Below are 17,574 nucleotides of genomic sequence, written 5' to 3' on the forward strand. Positions count from 1 at the left end.
GTCTCACTCCTCCGGGAGGTCCCGGAGCCTTACGCGGTCCGTGTAGCCGGGGGCGTCCCGCAGCACGGTGAGCCGGGCCAGGGTGACCAGCCCCGTGCTCTGGTCGTCCCCGTCGCACAGGACGAGGTGATCGACCCGCGCACCGGCCATGAGCGACAGCGCCACCTCGACCGTCATGTCGTCACGGATGCGAGGGGCGTGGGCCGTGGCGGCGTGCTGCGTCAGAACCGGCGTCATGGGTGTCTCCTGCCGAGAGGGGAGGGCGAGTGGGTCAGGGCGCTGTGCGGCCGAGCCGGAACCGGGCGAGTGGGCCCAGGGCGCTATGCGGCCGGGCCGGAACCGGAACCCGGTCGCCGCTGCGCCCTGGGGCGCGCCGCCTCACCGGCGGGGCGGCCCTGTCCGGAGGGGCGGCGACCCCGGCGGCCCCGGGGCCCGGCGGGGCCGCCGGGGCGGCGTTCCGCGCGCGGCGCGGGGATGACGACCGGGACCCCGGAAGGGGCCTGGGCGCCCGTGATGCGGCTCAGTTCCGCCTCGCCGGAACGCACCTGGGCGACCTGGGGGGTGATGCCCGCCGACGACATCAGCCGGCTCATGCCGCGCCGCTGGCCCGGGGTCACCAGGGTGACCACGCTGCCGGACTCGCCGGCCCTGGCCGTACGGCCGCCGCGGTGCAGGTAGTCCTTGTGGTCACTGGGCGGATCCACGTTGACGACGAGGTCGAGGTTGTCGACGTGGATGCCGCGTGCCGCGACGTTCGTCGCCACCAGGACCGTCACGTCCCCGCTCTTGAACTGGGCGAGGGTCCGGGTCCGCTGGGGCTGGGACTTGCCGCCGTGCAGGGCCGCGGCGCGGACACCGCTGTTCAACAGGTGCGCGGTCAGCCGGTCCACCGCGTGCTTGGTGTCGAGGAACATGATGACCCGGCCGTCGCGCGCCGCGATCTCGGTGGTCGTCCGGTGCTTGTCGGCGTCGTGCACATGGAGGACGTGGTGCTCCATCGTGGTGACGGCGCCCGCGGACGGGTCGACGGAGTGCACCACCGGGTCGTGCAGATAGGTGCGGACGAGGCGGTCGACGTTGCGGTCCAGGGTGGCGGAGAAGAGCATCCGCTGGCCGCCCGGGCGCACCTGGTCGAGCAGGGCGGTCACCTGCGGCATGAAGCCCATGTCGGCCATCTGGTCGGCCTCGTCCAGGACGGTGATGTCGACCTGGTCCAGGCGGCAGTCGCCCCGGTCGATGAGGTCCTTGAGCCGGCCGGGCGTCGCGACGACCAGCTCGGCCCCGCCGCGCAGGACACTGGCCTGCCTGCCCAGGGACATCCCGCCGACGACGGTGGCGAGCCGCAGACTCACGGAGCGGGCGTACGGGGTGAGGGCGTCGGTGACCTGCTGGGCCAGCTCGCGGGTCGGCACCAGGACGAGGGCGAGCGGCTGCCGAGGCTCGGCGCGCCGCCCGGCCGTGCGGGCCAGTGCCGCCAGGCCGAAGGCCAGGGTCTTGCCGGAGCCGGTACGGCCACGGCCGAGCACATCCCGGCCGGCCAGGGAGTTGGGCAGGGTCGCCGCCTGGATCGGGAACGGCGCGGTCACACCCTCGCGGCCGAGGGTGGCCAACAGCCGCTCGGGCAGGCCGAGATCGGCGAACGCCTCGACGGCCGGCAACGGGGGAGTGATCGTCTTCGGCGGCGCGAACTCGCCCTGGGGAGCCCGGCGACTTCCGAAGCCGCCGGAGCGGCGCGGACGACCGGAGTGGCGGTCGGGCCCGCCGCCCTGCGGGAAACGGTCACGGGTACGGGATGTGTGGGCACGCTTCATGCGGGACCTTCCTTGACGGGCGCGTAGCAAGGAAATCCGCAGCAGAGGAGCGGCGCAGAGAATCTCGAGACGAGCCGAAGTCGATGTGGCCGGATCGGGCCGGCGGGAAAAGCAGCGAGCCGGATCGGACCGGCGGGAAAAGCAGCGAGCCGGATCGGACCGGACCGGCTGGGAAAAGCAGCGAGCTGGGACCCGCACCCCTTCAGGTGCGGGCCCCAGCTGCGAAATACGCGCGAGCGCCGATGTCAGGCGGGCACGATGTTCTCGGCCGTCGGGCCCTTCTGGCCCTGCGCGATGTCGAACGACACCTTCTGGCCTTCGAGCAGCTCGCGGAAGCCCTGGGTGGCGATGTTCGAGTAGTGGGCGAAGACGTCGGCGCCGCCGCCGTCCTGCTCGATGAAGCCGAAGCCCTTTTCAGCGTTGAACCACTTCACGGTACCGGTAGCCATTTGATTTCTCCTTCGGAGGCGGTTTCGGGAATTCACCTCGTGTGAATTCCGTGTCGCCGTGATGATTACCCCGTAGGAAATGAACCTTCCGGCAACCACAACTGCAACTGCGATCGACAGTAGCACGGGGGGTTCGGCCCCGCGGTGATCGAAAATTCCGATCGGGCGGCCGATCGAGGAATATTCGGCGGGCCCCGCTTCTATTTCTCATTTTGCGGGCACAGATATTGCCCTCCGGGGGTGCGGACCTTCCTGTCGCGGCCTCGCGCGCCGGCCCTGTGACCTCCCTCTACGGCTGATGTGCCGCTGCCGCCGTGATCGGCGCACGGCAGCGCGGCACATGCGCCGGTGCGCCACTCCGGCGACGAAGGTCACATCCCTCCGACGGCCTAGTCCGGTGACAACTACGTGGACATGTCACCAATCGGTGACGGCAGCGTGCGGGAACGAAGACGACGGGATCCCCGCGGCTCCCAGCCCCCTCCTAGTGATGGAGAAACACCGGGAGGCCGAACCGACCACGGCCTCAACCGACCGATGAATAAGGGGATTTCATGTCCGGCAACCGTCGCAAGGCCTTCCTCGTCTCCGCAGTCCTCGTGGGCGGCGCCATGCTGATGACCGCATGCCAGGACACGGACAAGGCCGCGGACACCGGAGCGTCGCAGGGTTCCTCGTCCGCGTCCGCCGACGCGGCCACCCCGTCCGGCTCCTCGGCCGCGGGCGGCGGCCAGGGCACCAGCAAGGGCTCCGGCACCGCGGGCAAGGGCTCCGGGGCGACGGGCGGGACGGAGGACGGGGCCGGCTCCGGCGCCGACACCGGCAACGGCAAGCGGGAGCCCGTCCAGCAGAGCTGCGGAGCCAACGACATCTCCTGGAACACCAGGTCCGAGACCCAGGCCGGCGGCTACATCCTGATCTCCGCGAAGGCGAAGCCCGGGATCACCTGCATCCTGCCCGCCGCACTCCCGACCGTGGCGTTCGGATCCGACGGCACCGAGGCGGGCCCCGCGGAGCAGGCCGTGGGCGAGCAGATCACGCTGAGCGGCAACACCACCGCCTACGCCGGGGTGAACCCCAAGAGCACGAACGCGGACGGAGGCAAGGAGCTGGACAGCATCATCGTCGCCGTCGGAAACGACGACCCCGAGCCGGTCTCACTGAAGGTCGGCACCATCACGGTCGACAAGCCGGTCGTCACCAACTGGCACACCTCCGCGACGGACGCCGTCCCCTTCAGCTGAACGGACCTCCCCGCGCACCACGGCACCTCGCCCTCGTCGTCGAAGAAGCTTCGTCGCCGTTGCGGAGGCGCTGCACGTCGGCAGGGCCGCGCAGCGGCTCGGGATCGCGCAGCCCCTGCGCTGTCGCGGGCGATCGGCCGGCTCGAACGGCGGCTCCAGGCGACGCTGTTGGAGCCCGGCAGCCGCGCGGTCGCCCTGACGGAGGCCGGCGCGGTGCTCCTGCGGGAGGCCCGGGCGGCGCTCGACGCGGTCGAGGCCGCCGAAGGCCGCACCCGTCGCGGTCGAGGCCGCCGAACGCCGCACCCGTCGCGCGGCGTTCGCGACGACCGGCAAGGCCGGGGCCGTCCGCGTCACGAAGGCCGGCGCGTCCGCCGAACTGCTGGCGGAACTCCTCGACGCCCACGCCGCCGAACCCGACGCGGTCACCGTCGATCTGCTCCTGTGCGACATGGGCGAGCAGGGCCCGACGCTGCGCGACCGCCGGGCCGACGAGGCGCTGCTGCACCCGCCGCCCCGGCCCGGGCCCTGGTCAGGCCGACCACGGCAGGCCGAGCCGAAAACGTGGCGATGTACTGTACGCAATATGTCGCTCGACCGTCCCGTCTCCCGCCGCCTTCTCAGTGACGAGGTCTTCGACCGCCTGCGCGACTCCATCGTGCGCGGGGAACTCGTCCCCGGCGAGAAGGTCAGGGACGGTGAGCTCGCCGAGCGCCTCGGTCTGAGCCGCACGCCCGTGCGCGAGGCGCTCGCCCGGCTCGCCGACATCGGCCTGGTCGAAGCGAAGCCCGGCGTCTACACCCGCATCACCACCCTCAACCGGCGCGATGTCGAGAACACCCTCGCCGTCCTGCGCTCCCTCGACCAGCTCGCCGTGGAAGCGGCCGTCCCGGTCATGACCGAGCAGGACCTCGGCCGCATGCGCGAGGCCAACCGCGACTTCGAACGGGCCGTCGCGGCCGGCGACACCGCCGCCGCGCTCGCGGCCGACGACCGCTTCCACGCCGTCCCCCTCACGGCCGCCGCCAACCCCGTGCTCAGCCGGATCGTCGAGCAACTCCACCCGCAGATCCACCGCTTCCTGCACCGCGAGTTCTCCACCCTGCTCGGCGGACGCGGCACCATCGAGCACCACGACCGGCTCGTCGAGGTCTGCGCCGGCGGTGACGCCCGCGCCGCCGCCGACCTCTCCGGACGCCACTGGCTGGAACTCGGCGGGCACATCAGCGAGCTGTTCGACACCGACCAGTTCGCGGAAGCGGCGACCGGATGAGGCGCTCCGATAACATGTTCGACCGCGCGATGGTCCCGCCATCGCTGTCCCTCGCCCCAGCCACTCGGATGAACCGGCCAAAAGATTGATAGCCAGAAGATCGCGGGTGTTCTCGCCAAGAGGCGGCACGACGTCGGGGGGTGCGTGGCGCCCTGGGCGCGCGACGCTGTGGATCGCGGCGGGGGTGGTGGCGTGCGGATTCCTCGTCGCGCTGGAGATCGCCTCCCGCGGCTACGGTGAACCGGGGCCGATCACCAACCAGCTGAGGGCCCTGGTCTTCGCCCCCAAGCCGGGCCCGCTCTACGGCGGCCTGGTGCTGATGATGGTGGTGCTGACCTGGCGGCAGCGGTTCCTCGCGGCCGGCGCAGCGCTCGGTATCGACTCCGTCCTGCTGCTGGTGCGATGGGCGGCCGGGATCGAGGCGGGTGACGGCGAGTTCATCGGCACCGGCGCGCTGTGGGTGATGCTGGGCTTCGCCGTCGTCGCCGTCACCCGCCGCACCGGCGCGGAACGCGTCTTGCTGCTCAAGGGCGTAGGGCTGGGCCTGTTGCTGGTGGCCGCCCGCAAGACCGGTGACACCTGGCTGTTCATCACGTCGAAGACCCGCCCGACGGTGCTCGACCAGTACGTGGCGATGGCCGATCACGCGCTGGGCAACCCGTCCTGGCTCGCGGGCCGGCTGGTCGAGGCCACCGACCCGATCAGCTCCCACGTCCTTCAACTGGTCTACGGCCAGCTCGCGGTGGCCGCGGTCGTCGTCGCGGCGTACCAGCTGCGCGACGTGGTGGCCGAGCGCCGCTTCCCGAGCCATCACCTCGTGCGCACCTTCCTGGTGATAGGCCTCCTAGGGCCGGGCATCTACATGCTCTTCCCGGTGGTCGGACCGGTCTTCGCCTACGGCCCGGGCGCCTCCGGCACCGGCGGTGTGGAGTGGGCGGCGGCCAACCTGTGGCCCCACACCCCGCTGCCGATCACCACCCCGGCGCCGATGACGTACGACGGGCTCACCCCCCGCAACTGCATGCCCAGCCTGCACACCGCCTGGGCCGTCGCGATCTTCGTCCACACCCGCCGGGCGCCGCGGATGCTGCGGTTCGCGGGCACGTTCTGGCTGGTCGCCACCCTCGCCGCGACGCTGGGATTCGGCTACCACTACGGCGTCGACCTGGTCGCCGGCGTGGTGTTCACCCTCACCATCGAGGGGGCGCTGCGCTCGGCCGAACGCGGCTGGGACCGGCGGGGCGTCCAGCTGGTCACCTACGGCACCACGGTCTTCGTCGCGCTCCTGGTGTCATACCGCTACCTGCCGATGGAGATGGCCCAGCACCCGGAACTCTTCGGGCCCTTGCTCATCCTGGCGATGACCTCGGTGATCTACGGCTACATACGGACCACCAGGCGGTGGGAGGCGGCACGCGCACCGGCCCGGCAACCGGAGCCGCAGCCCGAGCCGGCCTGAGCCGTGCCGCGTCGCCGAGAGCCCGGTCGCGGGCAAGGTCGCGGCCTTCGGACGGCGTGAGCCGCACGGAGTCCCCGAAGGCCCGCCCATGCGTCTCACCGACCGTCCCGACGTCGTCTCCGGCCGGGGGAACCTCATCGGCCAGGCAGCGCAACACCAGCCCGCCGCCGGCGCCGCCCGACGCCCCCGGTGATTGTGTGACGCGCGAGCGCGACGGGCCGCGGCCCGACCGTACGGGGCCGTGCAGTGCAGGAGGCAGTCGATCGTGAGTTCCACCGAGGGCGCACCCCAGGGCATGATCTCCACCCAGCTGCTCAGGGGCCAGAAGGCGCTGGTGACCGGGGCCAACTCCGGCATCGGCAAGGCCACGGCCATCGGCCTGGGCAGAGCCGGAGCGGACGTGGTCGTCAACTACGTGACCGGCCGCGACGAGGCCGAGAAGGTCGTCGAGGAGATCACCTCGTTCGGGGTGCGGGCGGCGGCGTACGAGGCGGACGTGTCCGACGAGGGCCAGGTCGTCGCCATGACGCAGCGGATGGTCGAGGAGTTCGGGACGATCGACATCCTGGTCGCCAACGCCGGGCTGCAGCGTGACGCCGCGGTCACCGAGATGACGCTCGCCCAGTGGCAGAAGGTCCTCGACGTCAACCTCACCGGGCAGTTCCTCTGCGCCCGCGAGGCGACCAAGGAGTTCCTGCGCCGCGGGGTCGTCCCCGAGGTGTCCCGCGCCGCGGGCAAGATCATCTGCATGAGCTCGGTGCACCAGATCATCCCGTGGGCGGGGCACGTCAACTACGCCTCCTCCAAGGGCGGCGTGCGGATGATGATGGAGACCCTCGCCCAGGAACTCGCCCCGAAGAAGATCCGGGTGAACGCGATCGCCCCCGGGGCCATCAAGACCCCCATCAACCGCAGCGCCTGGGAGACGCCGGACGCCGAGCGGGACCTCCTGCGGCTGATCCCCTACAACCGCGTCGGCACGCCCGAGGACATCGCCCACGCGGCCGTCGCCCTCGCCTCCGACGTCATGGACTACGTCGTGGGCACCACCCTCTACGTCGACGGGGGCATGACCCTCTTCCCCGGATTCGCCACCGGCGGCTGACCCCGCTCCCCCGCGTCGCCGGTTTCCGGGAAAGGCATGGCCCAGTGGCCGGGCCCAGTGCCCGTCCCCCTACACCGGGGGCGGGGTGCTCTTCGGGGCCGGCCTCGTGCGGGACACCCTGGCGGCCCGCCATGAGCGTGGGGCCCGCTTTCTGGTGCAGCCCGCCTCCGAGGAGCGGCCACCCGGGCACGACACGCTGTTCGTCGTCCGGGCCGACGGCCGTCTCGAACCGGTCACCGAGGCGCGGGAGGCCGCCTGGGCCGAGGGAGACACCCTCGTGCTCCTCGGACCCGTACCGCACGAGTCCGCGGACACGATCACCTCGGGCACGAGCCCCCCGCTCTGACCGTCATCGGCGGTTCAGAGCCGCGTCGAGGGTGATGGCCGCGTCGATGAGCGCCAGGTGGGTGAACGCCTGCGGGAAGTTGCCGAGTTGGCGTCCCGTCAGGGCGATCTCCTCGGAGTACAGGCCGAGATGGTTGGTGTAGCCGAGCATCTTCTCCAGGACGAGCCTGGCCTGGTCGGTCCGTCCGGCGCGGGCGAGGGCGTCGACGTACATGAAGGTGCACAGCGAGAAGGTCCCCTCGGAGCCGCGCAACCCGTCGGGCGAGGCCTCGGGGTTGTACCGGTACACCAGGCTGTCGGTGACCAGCTCCTGCTCCATCGCGTCCAGCGTGGAGGCCCACATCGGGTCCTCGGGCGTGATGAAGCCGACCGTCGGCATCCGCAGCAGCGAGGAGTCGAGCACATCGCCGCCGTAGTGCTGGACGAAGGCCCCGCGCGACTCGTTCCAGCCCCGCTCCATGACCTGCTCGTAGATGGTGTCGCGCACACTGCTCCAGCGCTCGGTCCGGGCCGGGCGGCCCGCGGCCTGCGCGAGCCGCAGCGCGCGGTCGAAGGCGACCCACGACATCACGCGGCCGTACGTGAAGTGCCGACGGCCGCCGCGGGTCTCCCACAGGCCCTCTCCCGCCTGGTCCCAGTGCTCCGTCAGCCAGTCGAGCACGGCCAGCAGCCCGGTCCACTGCCGGTGCCCGGGATGGATCCCGTGCCGGTGGGCGAAGTAGATGCTGTCCAGCGCCTCGCCGTAGATGTCCAACTGGATCTGCGTGGCGGCGCCGTTGCCGATGCGTACCGGGGCCGACCCCTCGTAGCCCTCCCAGTGGTCCAGAATCTCCTCCTTCAGATCGGAGGAGCCGTCGACCGCGTACATGATGTTCAGCGGCCCCGAACCCCCCTCGCCACCCGCCCGCTCCTTGATCCGCTCGCCGAGCCACCCGATGAACGCCCGGGCCTCTTCGGTGAACCCCATGCCCAGCAGGGCGTACACGGAGAAGGAGGCGTCCCGGATCCAGGTGAACCGGTAGTCCCAGTTGCGCTCGCCCCCCAGCTGTTCGGGCAGCCCCGTCGTGGGCGCCGCCACCACGGCGCCGGTCGGGGCGTAGGTCATGAGCTTCAGCGTGATGGCGGAGCGTTCCACGGCCTCGCGCCAGCGCCCGGAGTACCGGGACTTGCTCAGCCAGGACCGCCAGTACCGGATGGCGTCGTCGAAGTCCTGCTGGAACTCGGCGAGCCGGATCTCCCGGGGCGGCCCGTCGGCGGCCGACTCCAGGACCAGTCCGCGCTGCTGCCCCGCCTGGAGACCGACCGCGAGGTGCAGGTCGTTGTCGACCGTGAGGGAGTTCAGCAGCCGGTCGTCGTCCGGTTCACGGATGGGGTGGACCGTCAGGCTCTGCCCCTCCGAGACGAAGACCGCGCCGTGCTCGGTGACGTGCAGCTCGTGCGGCTTGCGCCCGTAGTCGAAGCGCGGCGCGATGTCGATCTGGAACGTCATGCTGCCGCGCACACAGCGCACCAGGCGGACCAGCCGGTGGCGCGGGGTGACCGTCGTACCGGTCACCGGCATGAAGTCGACCACCTCACCCGCACCCGCCTCGGTCATGAACCGGGTCACCAGGATCGCCGTGTCGGGCAGGTACAGCTGCTTGGTCGCGTACGTCGTGTGAGCGGGCCTGACCGTGCAGTGTCCGCCGTCGTCCTTGTCCAGCAGCGCGCCGAACACACTCGGCGAGTCGAAGCGCGGACAGCAGAACCAGTCGACCGTCCCGTCGGTGGTCACCAGCGCCGCGGTCTGCAGATCACCGATCAGGCCGTGGTTCTCGATCAGCGGGTACTCGTCCATGGAGGAACCCCTTCCGACGTGCACCGTCACCGGACATCGGCCCCCCGACCAGCGTAAGCCGGGGGTCGGGGACCGTCCTCCCGGCCGCTGCCGGGTCATCGTCGTCGGCATCGCCCAGCTCTTGGCAGGCGTGGGCGTGCTCGTGGGTGACGTCTGAGGAGGCCGGCGCGCTGGATACATCGGGCCGGTCTGTGTGACAGCAGTGCCTGAGCATGCCGACGTGAACCGGGGGATCAGTGGCACCGCGTACAGCAGCGAGTCATCGGCGTTCGTCGAAGCGACGCTTCCTTTTCGTCGCGGGGACGCCGGCCGCCAGGCGACGCCTTCGCCTCCCCGCGGCCACTTCGCCTTCTTGCGGCCATGCCGAGGCCGCTGTCCGCCACGGCCCCCTGCCCAGGGTGATCCGGCAGCAGGAGACCTGAGCTCCCTGCCGTACACGGCAGGTCCGTTTCCGTTTCCGGACGCCCCTCGCCCCGATCACCTGGGCTCGCCCCACCCCGCCCTGCCCCGCTCGGCGGTCCTACTCATCGCTCCATCGCTCCGTGAAGGAGACACATGCGCAAGCGCGCTGCTCTTGCCGTACTCACCGCCGTCGCCGGACTGGCGGCCCTGGCCATGCCCGGTGCCCACGCGGATGACAACGTGGGCGACCTCCAGGTCGACGGCGTCGTCGTCAACGGCGGAAAGAACATCGTGGTCGACACGGCCGACAAGACGATCACGGTCTCGGTGACCGCCACCGACCCGTCGGGCATCTGGGACGCGGACTTCACCCTGTGGCGGGGCCCGGACGGCACCGACCCCTACTACAGCGCCGACGGCGTGATCGATCCCAACGAGAACACCACCCCGGCCGACTGCGTCGCCTCCAGCAGCACGACGTCGACCTGCTCGAAGACCTTCACCTTCGAACCGGACTGGTGGCTCACGAACGCCGACGCCGGCACGTGGAAGGTCCAAGCCCAGGTGAACGCCAACGACGGCAGCTACACCGACCGGTGGGCCTACACCACCACCCGGCTCCAGCGGCACTCCAAGCTGACCGTCAACGCGAGCCCCGAGCCGATAGCCAAGGGCAGAACGCTCACGATCACCGGCAAGCTCAGCCGGGCCAACTGGGACACGCTCGACTACCGGGGCTACACCAACCAGCCGGTCAAGCTCCAGTTTCGCAAGGCGGGCACCACGACGTACACCACGGTCAAGACCGTGTACACCTCCAGCACCGGCACCCTGACGACCACGGCCCCCGCGTCCGAAGACGGCTACTGGCGCTGGAACTTCGCAGGGACGACCACCACCCCGGCCGTCAGCGCGACCGGCGACTTCGTCGACGTGCAGTGAGTCGAGAGCCGGTGTCTCCGGCACGTAGGTCGCTGTCTCCAGCACATAGGCCCCCGCGAGCGGCCCGCTGACGCGCAGACCCGAGGGCCCGAAGCCGGTGACGGCTTCGGGCCCTCGCCGTACCGCCCCGCGCTGCGCGAAGCGGCCGTCTCACGGTGTGTCAGGCCGCCGCCCCGACCGGCCCTGAGCGTTCCGCGTCCCGCAGCGACGCGACCAGGGTGGTACGGGCGCGGGCGACCCGGGACCGGACGGTGCCGATCGGGCAGTCGCTGAGATGTGCGGCCTCCGCGTAGGGGAGTCCGACGAGTTGCGTGAGGACGAACGCCTCACGCCGGTCCTCGGGCAGCTCGGCCAGCAGTTCGGCGAGCGCGACGCCGTCGTCGAAGCCGGGCAGACCGCGCGGCTGGACCCGTTCGGCGGCGCACTGCCAGTCGTCGGTGTTGGCGAGGCGGGGGCGGGCGGCGGCGTGCCGGAAGCTGTCGATCACCGCGCGGCGCGCGATGGACAGCAGCCAGGTGCGGGCGGAGGAGCGGCCCTCGAAACGGTGCAGGCTGCCGAGGGCGCGCAGGAACGTCTCCTGGGCGAGGTCGTCGGCGGCTTGGGGGTCCGCACCCAGGTAGGTGACGTACTGGCGGACGTCGCGATGCAGGGCGCGGACGAAGCGCTCGACGGCCTCGGGGTCGCCGCCGCGGGCCGCGAGCGCCCACTCCGTTATCGACTCCTCGGCCGGCGTCGTGGTGCCGGCGTGCACCGTCTTGTCGTGCGAGGTGGGCAGGACAGGAGTGATCACCTGGTGTCCTTCTCGGGAATCCGGCATCCGGGCCGACGCAGGGGTCGGTGGATCCGGTGAGGTGTGGGGTACGGCCGTACGCGCGCACGCCGGCGCATCACAGGCGGATGCGCGGCACGGCGTTCGACCGGTGCCCGAGCCGTCCGGACGCGGTGGCGCGGCGGGCGGTCGGGAAGCCGGCTGTCTCAGGCGACAGCGGTCCCCACGGGCGGACCCCGGGTGGTGATGGCGTGGGTGAGAAGGAGCCCGCGTGGTGCCCGGGCGGAATCACCGCGGCGGGCGCGGACGCGGGGGCGGTGCGGCGGTGCCGGAAGGCGGAGCAGCAACCGCAGGGGCGCGACGAGCCATCCGGCCAACGCCCGCAGGATGCGGAAGGCGGCACGCTCGCCGTGCGCGAGCCACAGCCCGCAGAGCAGGGCGGCCAGCAGGTGCGCCGCGAGCATGCCGCTGGAGGACATGCCCGCCATGCCATGCCCTGCGGACGTGAGGGTGTCGATGCCGTGTGCTGCCCCCGCCAGGGTGTCCATGCCGTGCCCTGCGGACGTGAGGGTGTCGATGCCGTGCGTTGCGGACGCCAGGGTGTCGATGCCGTGTCCCATGGAGGGCATGCCGTCCATGCCGTGTCCCAGGGAGGCCATGCCGTCGTCCGGGCCATGGCCGGGGTGGGACATGGGCATGGAGTGCGGGCCGTGCTCCATGGCGTGGGGGTGCGCCGGCATCGAGGGAGCGGGCGCCGGACTCAGGGCCGTCTGCGTGAAGGAGAACCACGCGTGCAGCGCCGTCTGGGCGGCGATCGTGAACGCAACGACGACGTGAAGTCCGCGCTCCCGGCCGGCCAGCAGCCACGCCGCACCGCCGACCGCCGCGGCGCCGGCGACCAGCGCCCACCACGCCACCGCGGCCTCCGCCATCAGGACGTGGCCCAGAGCGGCGAGCACCACACAGACGGCCGCGAACACCGCGGCCCGCCCTGTGCGTGAACACCACCCTGCTGTCATGGCGGTTCATCCTCGCATCCGTGGATCCGACGTCAGGGGTGGGTACGGAAAGCCCCCTGGTATCACCCTCAACCCGACCTCCGTGATACACGCCACACGGCTTGCAAGGGAACGGTGGATTTCACGCCATCGTCGGACCACACCCGAACGCACCCACAAGCAGCCCTCCGACGAAACGAGCACCCTCACCGCGTTGCTGTCTCCTGCTCGGCGCAACGGCCGTCGTGCTGCCGCGCATCGGGAGCCGGGGCATCGGGGCGGTGCGGCTGACGCTCTGCGTCTTCCTGGCGGTCCACACGCTGAGGTCATGGCCCTGACCGTGAACCACTGCCGCCCCGTGTCTGTCCTGCCCAGAGTTCCGGGCGGTAGCGTGGAGGAGAGGGCCCCTGCAGAAGGGCGATTCGATGGCGTGGTTCGCGTGGCTGCTCGCCGCCGCAGCACTGGGCGTCGCGGAGTTCTTCACCCTGACCCTGGTCTTCGGGCTCCTGGCGGGTGCCGCTGTGGTCGCCGCCGTCGTCGCCGGTGTGGGCATCGGCGTGGTCGGCCAGTTCGTGGCCCTCGGAGTCGCGGCGGCCGCCGGCCTGGTCGTCGTCCGACCTGTCGCGCTGCGGCAGATGTCACAGCAACCCCTCACCCGCGACGGCAGCGACGCGCTGATCGGCAAGCGTGCCGAGGTCATGCAGGAGGTCACCGCGACCCGCGGTCTGATCAAACTCTCCGGAGAGGAGTGGTCCGCCCGCGCGCTCGACGAGAGCCACGTGATCCCGGTGGGAGCTCTGGTCGACGTCATGGAGATCGAGGGCGCCACGGCCATCGTCTACCCCCGCGAGCTTCTTCCGTGAACGGCTGAACGCAACCGCTGAACGCACAGCAACGGAGGCACTGTGGAACCAGTTGTCGTCCTCGCCCTCGTGGCGGCCATCGTCGTCGTCTTCCTCGTGGCCTCCAGCGTACGGATCGTCCCGCAGGCCCGCCGCTACAACGTCGAACGGTTCGGCCGCTACCGCCGGACGCTCCAGCCCGGGCTGAACCTGCTCCTGCCGGTGGCGGACCGCATCAACACCAAGCTCGACGTGCGCGAGCAGGTCTACTCGTCCGACCCCAGGCCGGTGATCACCGAGGACAACCTCGTGGTGAACATCGACACCGTCCTCTACTACCAGATCACCGACCCACGGGCGGCGGCGTACGAGGTCGCCGACTACCTCCAGGCGATCGACCAGCTCACCGTGACCACACTGCGCAACGTGATCGGCTCCATGGACCTGGAGGAGACGCTCACCTCGCGCGAGGAGATCAACTCCCGGCTTCGCGCGGTCCTCGACGACGCCACCGGCAAGTGGGGCATCCGCGTCAACCGCGTCGAGATCAAGGCCATCGACCCACCGCACACCATCAAGGAGGCGATGGAGAAGCAGATGCGGGCCGAGCGGGACAAGCGCGCGGCCATCCTGCACGCCGAGGGCGAGCGGCAGGCCAAGATCCTCACCGCGGAAGGCACGAAGCAGAAGGACATCCTGGAGGCGCAGGGCACGCAGCAGGCCATGATCCTGCGCGCGGACGGTGAGGCGAAGGCGGTGGAGCTCGTCTTCCAGGCCGTCCACCGCAACAACGCCGACGCGAAGATCCTGGCCTACAAGTACCTGGAGACGCTCCCGCACCTGGCGAACAGCGACAACAACACGTTCTGGGTGATCCCGGGGGAGCTGACCGAGGCGATCCGCACCGTCACCAGCGCGTTCGGCGACCAGTCGACAGCGGCAGCCCCGCCCTCACCCGCGCAGCCCGGGGAAGCAGCCACGGCCGGCCCCGGCGACACCTCCGGCGAACGCCGGACTCCGGAGCTCGGCGCGGCCTCGACGGCCTCGCTCGACGCCGCCGCGGCCGCCGACGAGGCGGGAAGGCAGGCAGCGGCGGCGGTGAGCGACGCCAAGGCCGAGGCCGAGGCGGCGAAGTCGCCACAGCCGCCGCGGCGGGGGCAGACGCCCGGGGGTGCGTGAGGCGGGCACAACCGGGCGACGAGGAGAGCAACCGGGCGACGAGGAGTACAACCGGGCGACGAGGAGTACAACCGGGCGACGAGGAGTGCTCCGTCACGGATCTCGCGCCCTGTCCGGCTCGACGCGCGCCGACACCTGAGGCTGCCTACGCTTGAGTTGCCACCGCTGGGCCACCGCTGGGCAGGGGATCCGAGTGACGGGGCGCATCAGGCGGCTGTTGCTGCGCGCGGTGAGCGGAGCGAGCGAGCCGCCTAAGACCCGTAGAGCAACTAGGGCCCCTCTTCAAACGTTCTACCTGCCGTCCCGCGCCCTCTCGTAGGCGGCCAGTGCCTCTGCATTGCCGATGAAGGCCGGGCCGCAGTGTGGTGGTAGGCGATCAATGACCATCGCTACTGCAGCTTGCGCGCTGTCCGTCTCGGCGATCCGCGGGCTGTTTCGGCTCGGCCCTTCGACGTAGTACCGGCCCTCTCCCAGTGTGCCGATGTAGGTGACGTCCCAGGTGTGGCGGATCTCCGTGCACCTGCTGAAGTGCAGCTCCCACATACCGGTCCAGGGATAGAGCTGACGAAGCAGCGGCTCAGCATGCGCCACCAGCACCAGCTCGGCAAACGGAGCGGCAAGCGGCGATTCTTCCTGCCGGCGAGGCTCGCCCGCAATGGTCAGGATCTTGTGCCAGGCTGCTTCGGCGGTATTGATCATGCCGTGATTGTGCAGGCGCTGCTGCCACGTCATCAAAGATCACCTTCTGGCAGATCATGGTCTAATGCGCCGACATGAACTCAGCGACCAGGAGTGGGATTTACTCGCTCCGCTCATACCGCGAGCCGTGACTGGCCGGCCGAGGGCGGATGACCGGCAGGTCGTCAACGGGATGATCTACAAGATCCGCACCGGCATGCCGTGGCGTGACCTGCCCGACCGCTACGGGCCATGGCAAACGGTCTACACCCGCTTCCGTCGCTACGCGTTGAGCGGTGTCTTCACCCAGGCCCTCCAGCAGATCCAGGCCCAGGCTGATGCGGCCGACGACATCGACTGGCTCGTCCAGATCGACTCCACCATCGTGCGAGCTCACCAGCATGCCGCCGCCACCGGCCGAAAAGGGGGATGCGTGGGCGGGACGAACCGGACGATCAGGCCCTCGGCCGATCACGCGGAGGTCTGACCACCAAGATCCACCTCGCCTGCGACGGCCGAGGCAGACCCCTGGCCCTCCTGATCACTCCCGGCCAACGCCATGACGGCATCTGTGCGCAGCCGCTGCTGAAACGCATCCGCGTCCCGCGCCTCGGTTTCGGCCGCCCGCGCTGCCGCCCCGCCACGTGATCGCAGACAAGGCATACAGCTCTCGCGGGTTCCGCGCCTACCTGCGCAAACGCGGGATCGGCCACACCATCCCCGAGAAGGCCGATCAACAGCGACACCGGCACAAACGCGGCCGCCAGGGCGGCCGACCACCCAGCTTCGACCGCGAGACATACCGTCGACGCAACGCCGTGGAGCAGTGCTTCAACAGACTGAAGCACTTCCGTGGCATCGCCACCAGGTACGACAAGACCACCACCTCCTACGAGGCGGCGGTCAGCCTGGCCTCCTTCCTGCTCTGGGCGAGATCTACTTGAAGGCGGGGCCTAGCAACTCAGCTGGCGTTCCAGACCCGTTCAGTCGTGTTCTCCCGCGCAGCCACCAGTTGGTGGCCTTCCCTCGCTCCGACGCGCAGCAAGACGGCCGCTGTGGTGTGGAGTTCGTTCCAGGAGTGCGGGCGGCCGATGGATGCCGCGTCGGGATGGCGGTCACGGCGACCGCGAGGGCTTGGGGTGCTTCAGCCCGGATCGCTCAGGTGCTGCGAGAGGACGCCGTGGCGCTCACCGACCGGGCCGGGCCAAGGCCCAGCGCGAGGCCGTGGCCACCGTGCACCAGCTGGAGATGGTGCAGCCCGTCGACCACCTCGACCACCTCGCCGACCTCGCGGCCGTCATATGGGACCTCTAGGTGCCCCCGGAAACGGCCTTTTCTCACGCCCACCGCAAGCTCACTCACCGACAGGCATCGGGGCCCTGCCTCGCACCCCCCCCGGGCCGTTGATAACGATCAGGTGAACAACAGCAGCTTGAGGCAACCACACAGCAGCTCCACAAGTCACACACTCGCAACTCACAACGCAAGTCCCAGGGGGGACCATGAGCCAGCAGTACCCGCCCCAGACCCAGCAGCCCGGCAACGGCGAGCCCCAGCAGCCCGGCAGCAACGGCCTGGCCACCACCGCACTCGTCCTCGGCATCATCGCCGTCGTAGTCAGTTTCATCCCTGTCGTCAACGTCGTCGTCTGGCCGCTCGCGATCCTCGGCCTCATCTTCGGCGCCATCGGCCTCTCCAAGGCGGGCAAGGTCCACAAGGGCAAGGGCGCCGGCATCACCGGCCTCATCACGTCGGCCGTGGCGATCATCATGTTCTTCGCCATGAACGCCCTGTTCTTCTCCGCCGTCGACAAGGCCAGTGAGGAGCTGGACAAGTCGTACGACTCCACCACCGTCGGCGACGGTAAGTCCAAGACCGGCGGCGCCAAGGACTCCGAGGTCATGAAGGACTTCAAGGTCACCAAGTGCGACGTGGTCACCGGCGACTTCGACATCAAGGAGATGGCCGTCCACGTCGAGTACGTCAACAAGGGCGACCGCCGTTACTCGTACCTCGTCGAGGGCGAGGTCCTTGCCGACGGCAAGAAGGTCGGCGACTTCATGTCGACCGCCGAGAACCTCGCCAAGGGTCAGAAGTTCACCGACAAGGACGCTGGTGCGCTGGTGAACGCGGACGAGATCAAGGACGCCAAGAAGCTCGAGTGCAAGACCATCGAAGCGTCCCGAACCGACTTCTGATCGCTGACGTCCAGCGACGCTGACCCCCCACCCCGAGGCCCCGCCG

17 protein-coding genes and 2 pseudogenes are annotated in these 17,574 nt (G+C 70.4%); 11 read left to right on the forward strand and 8 right to left on the reverse strand.

Features of this window, described 5'->3' with window-relative positions:
* Positions 1-3: 3 nt before the first annotated feature.
* The 3 genes from IGS69_RS18180 to IGS69_RS18190 all read right to left on the reverse strand — a co-directional run bounded on the left by IGS69_RS18180 (position 4) and on the right by IGS69_RS18190 (position 2,260).
* Entirely contained in the window at positions 4-237 is a 234-nt protein-coding gene (locus IGS69_RS18180; RefSeq protein WP_190901084.1) for a CBS domain-containing protein, read from the reverse strand.
* A gap of 83 nt (positions 238-320) precedes the next feature.
* Positions 321-1,811 (reverse strand): DEAD/DEAH box helicase, encoded by a 1,491-nt coding sequence (locus IGS69_RS18185; protein WP_190901086.1) that lies wholly within the window; start codon positions 1,809-1,811, stop codon positions 321-323.
* A gap of 245 nt (positions 1,812-2,056) precedes the next feature.
* The gene (locus IGS69_RS18190) at positions 2,057-2,260 is read right to left on the reverse strand and encodes a cold-shock protein (RefSeq protein WP_028799214.1); all 204 of its coding nucleotides are present in this window, start codon (positions 2,258-2,260) and stop codon (positions 2,057-2,059) included.
* 554 nt (positions 2,261-2,814) lie between these two features.
* Here IGS69_RS18190 and IGS69_RS18195 point away from each other — a divergent pair.
* From IGS69_RS18195 to IGS69_RS18215, 6 genes are all read left to right on the forward strand, one after another.
* Complete coding sequence (locus IGS69_RS18195) at positions 2,815-3,504, forward strand: DUF4232 domain-containing protein (protein WP_190901088.1); 690 nt, start codon at positions 2,815-2,817, stop codon at positions 3,502-3,504.
* 132 nt (positions 3,505-3,636) lie between these two features.
* Positions 3,637-4,128 (forward strand): hypothetical protein, encoded by a 492-nt coding sequence (locus IGS69_RS34660; protein ID WP_408647952.1) that lies wholly within the window; start codon positions 3,637-3,639, stop codon positions 4,126-4,128.
* Complete coding sequence (locus IGS69_RS18200; protein WP_190904544.1) at positions 4,088-4,774, forward strand: GntR family transcriptional regulator; 687 nt, start codon at positions 4,088-4,090, stop codon at positions 4,772-4,774. The genes IGS69_RS34660 and IGS69_RS18200 overlap by 41 nt, the downstream gene beginning before the upstream one ends.
* A 106-nt stretch (positions 4,775-4,880) precedes the next feature.
* A complete protein-coding gene (locus tag IGS69_RS18205) occupies positions 4,881-6,233 on the forward strand; it encodes a phosphatase PAP2 family protein (protein WP_190901090.1) in 1,353 nt (450 codons plus the stop codon).
* Between the two features lie 295 nt (positions 6,234-6,528).
* Entirely contained in the window at positions 6,529-7,338 is an 810-nt protein-coding gene (locus IGS69_RS18210) for an SDR family oxidoreductase (RefSeq protein WP_190904545.1), read from the forward strand.
* Positions 7,339-7,423: 85 nt separating this feature from the next.
* Positions 7,424-7,684, forward strand: coding sequence for a hypothetical protein (locus tag IGS69_RS18215; RefSeq protein ID WP_232543563.1), 261 nt, complete (start codon positions 7,424-7,426; stop codon positions 7,682-7,684).
* A gap of 3 nt (positions 7,685-7,687) precedes the next feature.
* On the opposite strand, the gene IGS69_RS18220 is transcribed toward IGS69_RS18215, so the two are convergent.
* On the reverse strand, positions 7,688-9,520 hold the full coding sequence (locus tag IGS69_RS18220; protein ID WP_190901094.1) for a glycoside hydrolase family 15 protein: 1,833 nt from the start codon (positions 9,518-9,520) through the stop codon (positions 7,688-7,690).
* A 555-nt stretch (positions 9,521-10,075) separates the two neighbouring features.
* Between IGS69_RS18220 and IGS69_RS18225 the strand changes: the two genes are divergently transcribed.
* Entirely contained in the window at positions 10,076-10,864 is a 789-nt protein-coding gene (locus IGS69_RS18225) for a calcium-binding protein (RefSeq protein ID WP_190901095.1), read from the forward strand.
* Between the two features lie 160 nt (positions 10,865-11,024).
* On the opposite strand, the gene IGS69_RS18230 is transcribed toward IGS69_RS18225, so the two are convergent.
* Together IGS69_RS18230 and IGS69_RS18235 are read right to left on the reverse strand one after the other, a co-directional pair.
* Complete coding sequence (locus IGS69_RS18230) at positions 11,025-11,654, reverse strand: sigma-70 family RNA polymerase sigma factor (RefSeq protein ID WP_232543564.1); 630 nt, start codon at positions 11,652-11,654, stop codon at positions 11,025-11,027.
* Positions 11,655-11,839: 185 nt separating this feature from the next.
* On the reverse strand, positions 11,840-12,652 hold the full coding sequence (locus IGS69_RS18235) for a hypothetical protein (RefSeq protein ID WP_190901099.1): 813 nt from the start codon (positions 12,650-12,652) through the stop codon (positions 11,840-11,842).
* 404 nt (positions 12,653-13,056) lie between these two features.
* Here IGS69_RS18235 and IGS69_RS18240 point away from each other — a divergent pair, with 404 nt between their 5' ends.
* Positions 13,057-13,494, forward strand: a complete 438-nt coding sequence (locus tag IGS69_RS18240) for an NfeD family protein (protein WP_190901101.1) — start codon at positions 13,057-13,059, stop codon at positions 13,492-13,494.
* 42 nt (positions 13,495-13,536) lie between these two features.
* Positions 13,537-14,652 carry an SPFH domain-containing protein gene (locus IGS69_RS18245; RefSeq protein ID WP_190901103.1) on the forward strand — a complete coding sequence of 372 codons (1,116 nt, stop codon included), beginning with the start codon at positions 13,537-13,539 and terminating at the stop codon, positions 14,650-14,652.
* 291 nt (positions 14,653-14,943) lie between these two features.
* On the opposite strand, the gene IGS69_RS18250 is transcribed toward IGS69_RS18245, so the two are convergent.
* Positions 14,944-15,384: a DUF6193 family natural product biosynthesis protein gene (locus IGS69_RS18250; RefSeq protein WP_232543565.1), complete on the reverse strand. Its 441-nt coding sequence runs from the start codon at positions 15,382-15,384 to the stop codon at positions 14,944-14,946.
* Positions 15,385-15,415: 31 nt separating this feature from the next.
* On the opposite strand from IGS69_RS18250, the pseudogene IGS69_RS18255 reads away from it, so the two are divergent.
* Positions 15,416-16,274, forward strand: a pseudogene (locus tag IGS69_RS18255) (IS5 family transposase).
* A 17-nt stretch (positions 16,275-16,291) separates the two neighbouring features.
* On the opposite strand, the pseudogene IGS69_RS35225 reads toward IGS69_RS18255, so the two are convergent.
* Positions 16,292-16,476, reverse strand: a pseudogene (locus IGS69_RS35225) (hypothetical protein); the annotation flags it as partial.
* A 356-nt stretch (positions 16,477-16,832) separates the two neighbouring features.
* Between IGS69_RS35225 and IGS69_RS18260 the strand changes: the two are divergent.
* A complete protein-coding gene (locus IGS69_RS18260; protein WP_190901104.1) occupies positions 16,833-17,528 on the forward strand; it encodes a DUF4190 domain-containing protein in 696 nt (231 codons plus the stop codon).
* The last annotated feature ends 46 nt before the right edge of the window (positions 17,529-17,574 follow it).

It is taken from the genome of Streptomyces tuirus (genome assembly GCF_014701095.1).
In the GTDB taxonomy this organism is placed as follows: Bacteria; Actinomycetota; Actinomycetes; order Streptomycetales; family Streptomycetaceae; genus Streptomyces; species Streptomyces tuirus.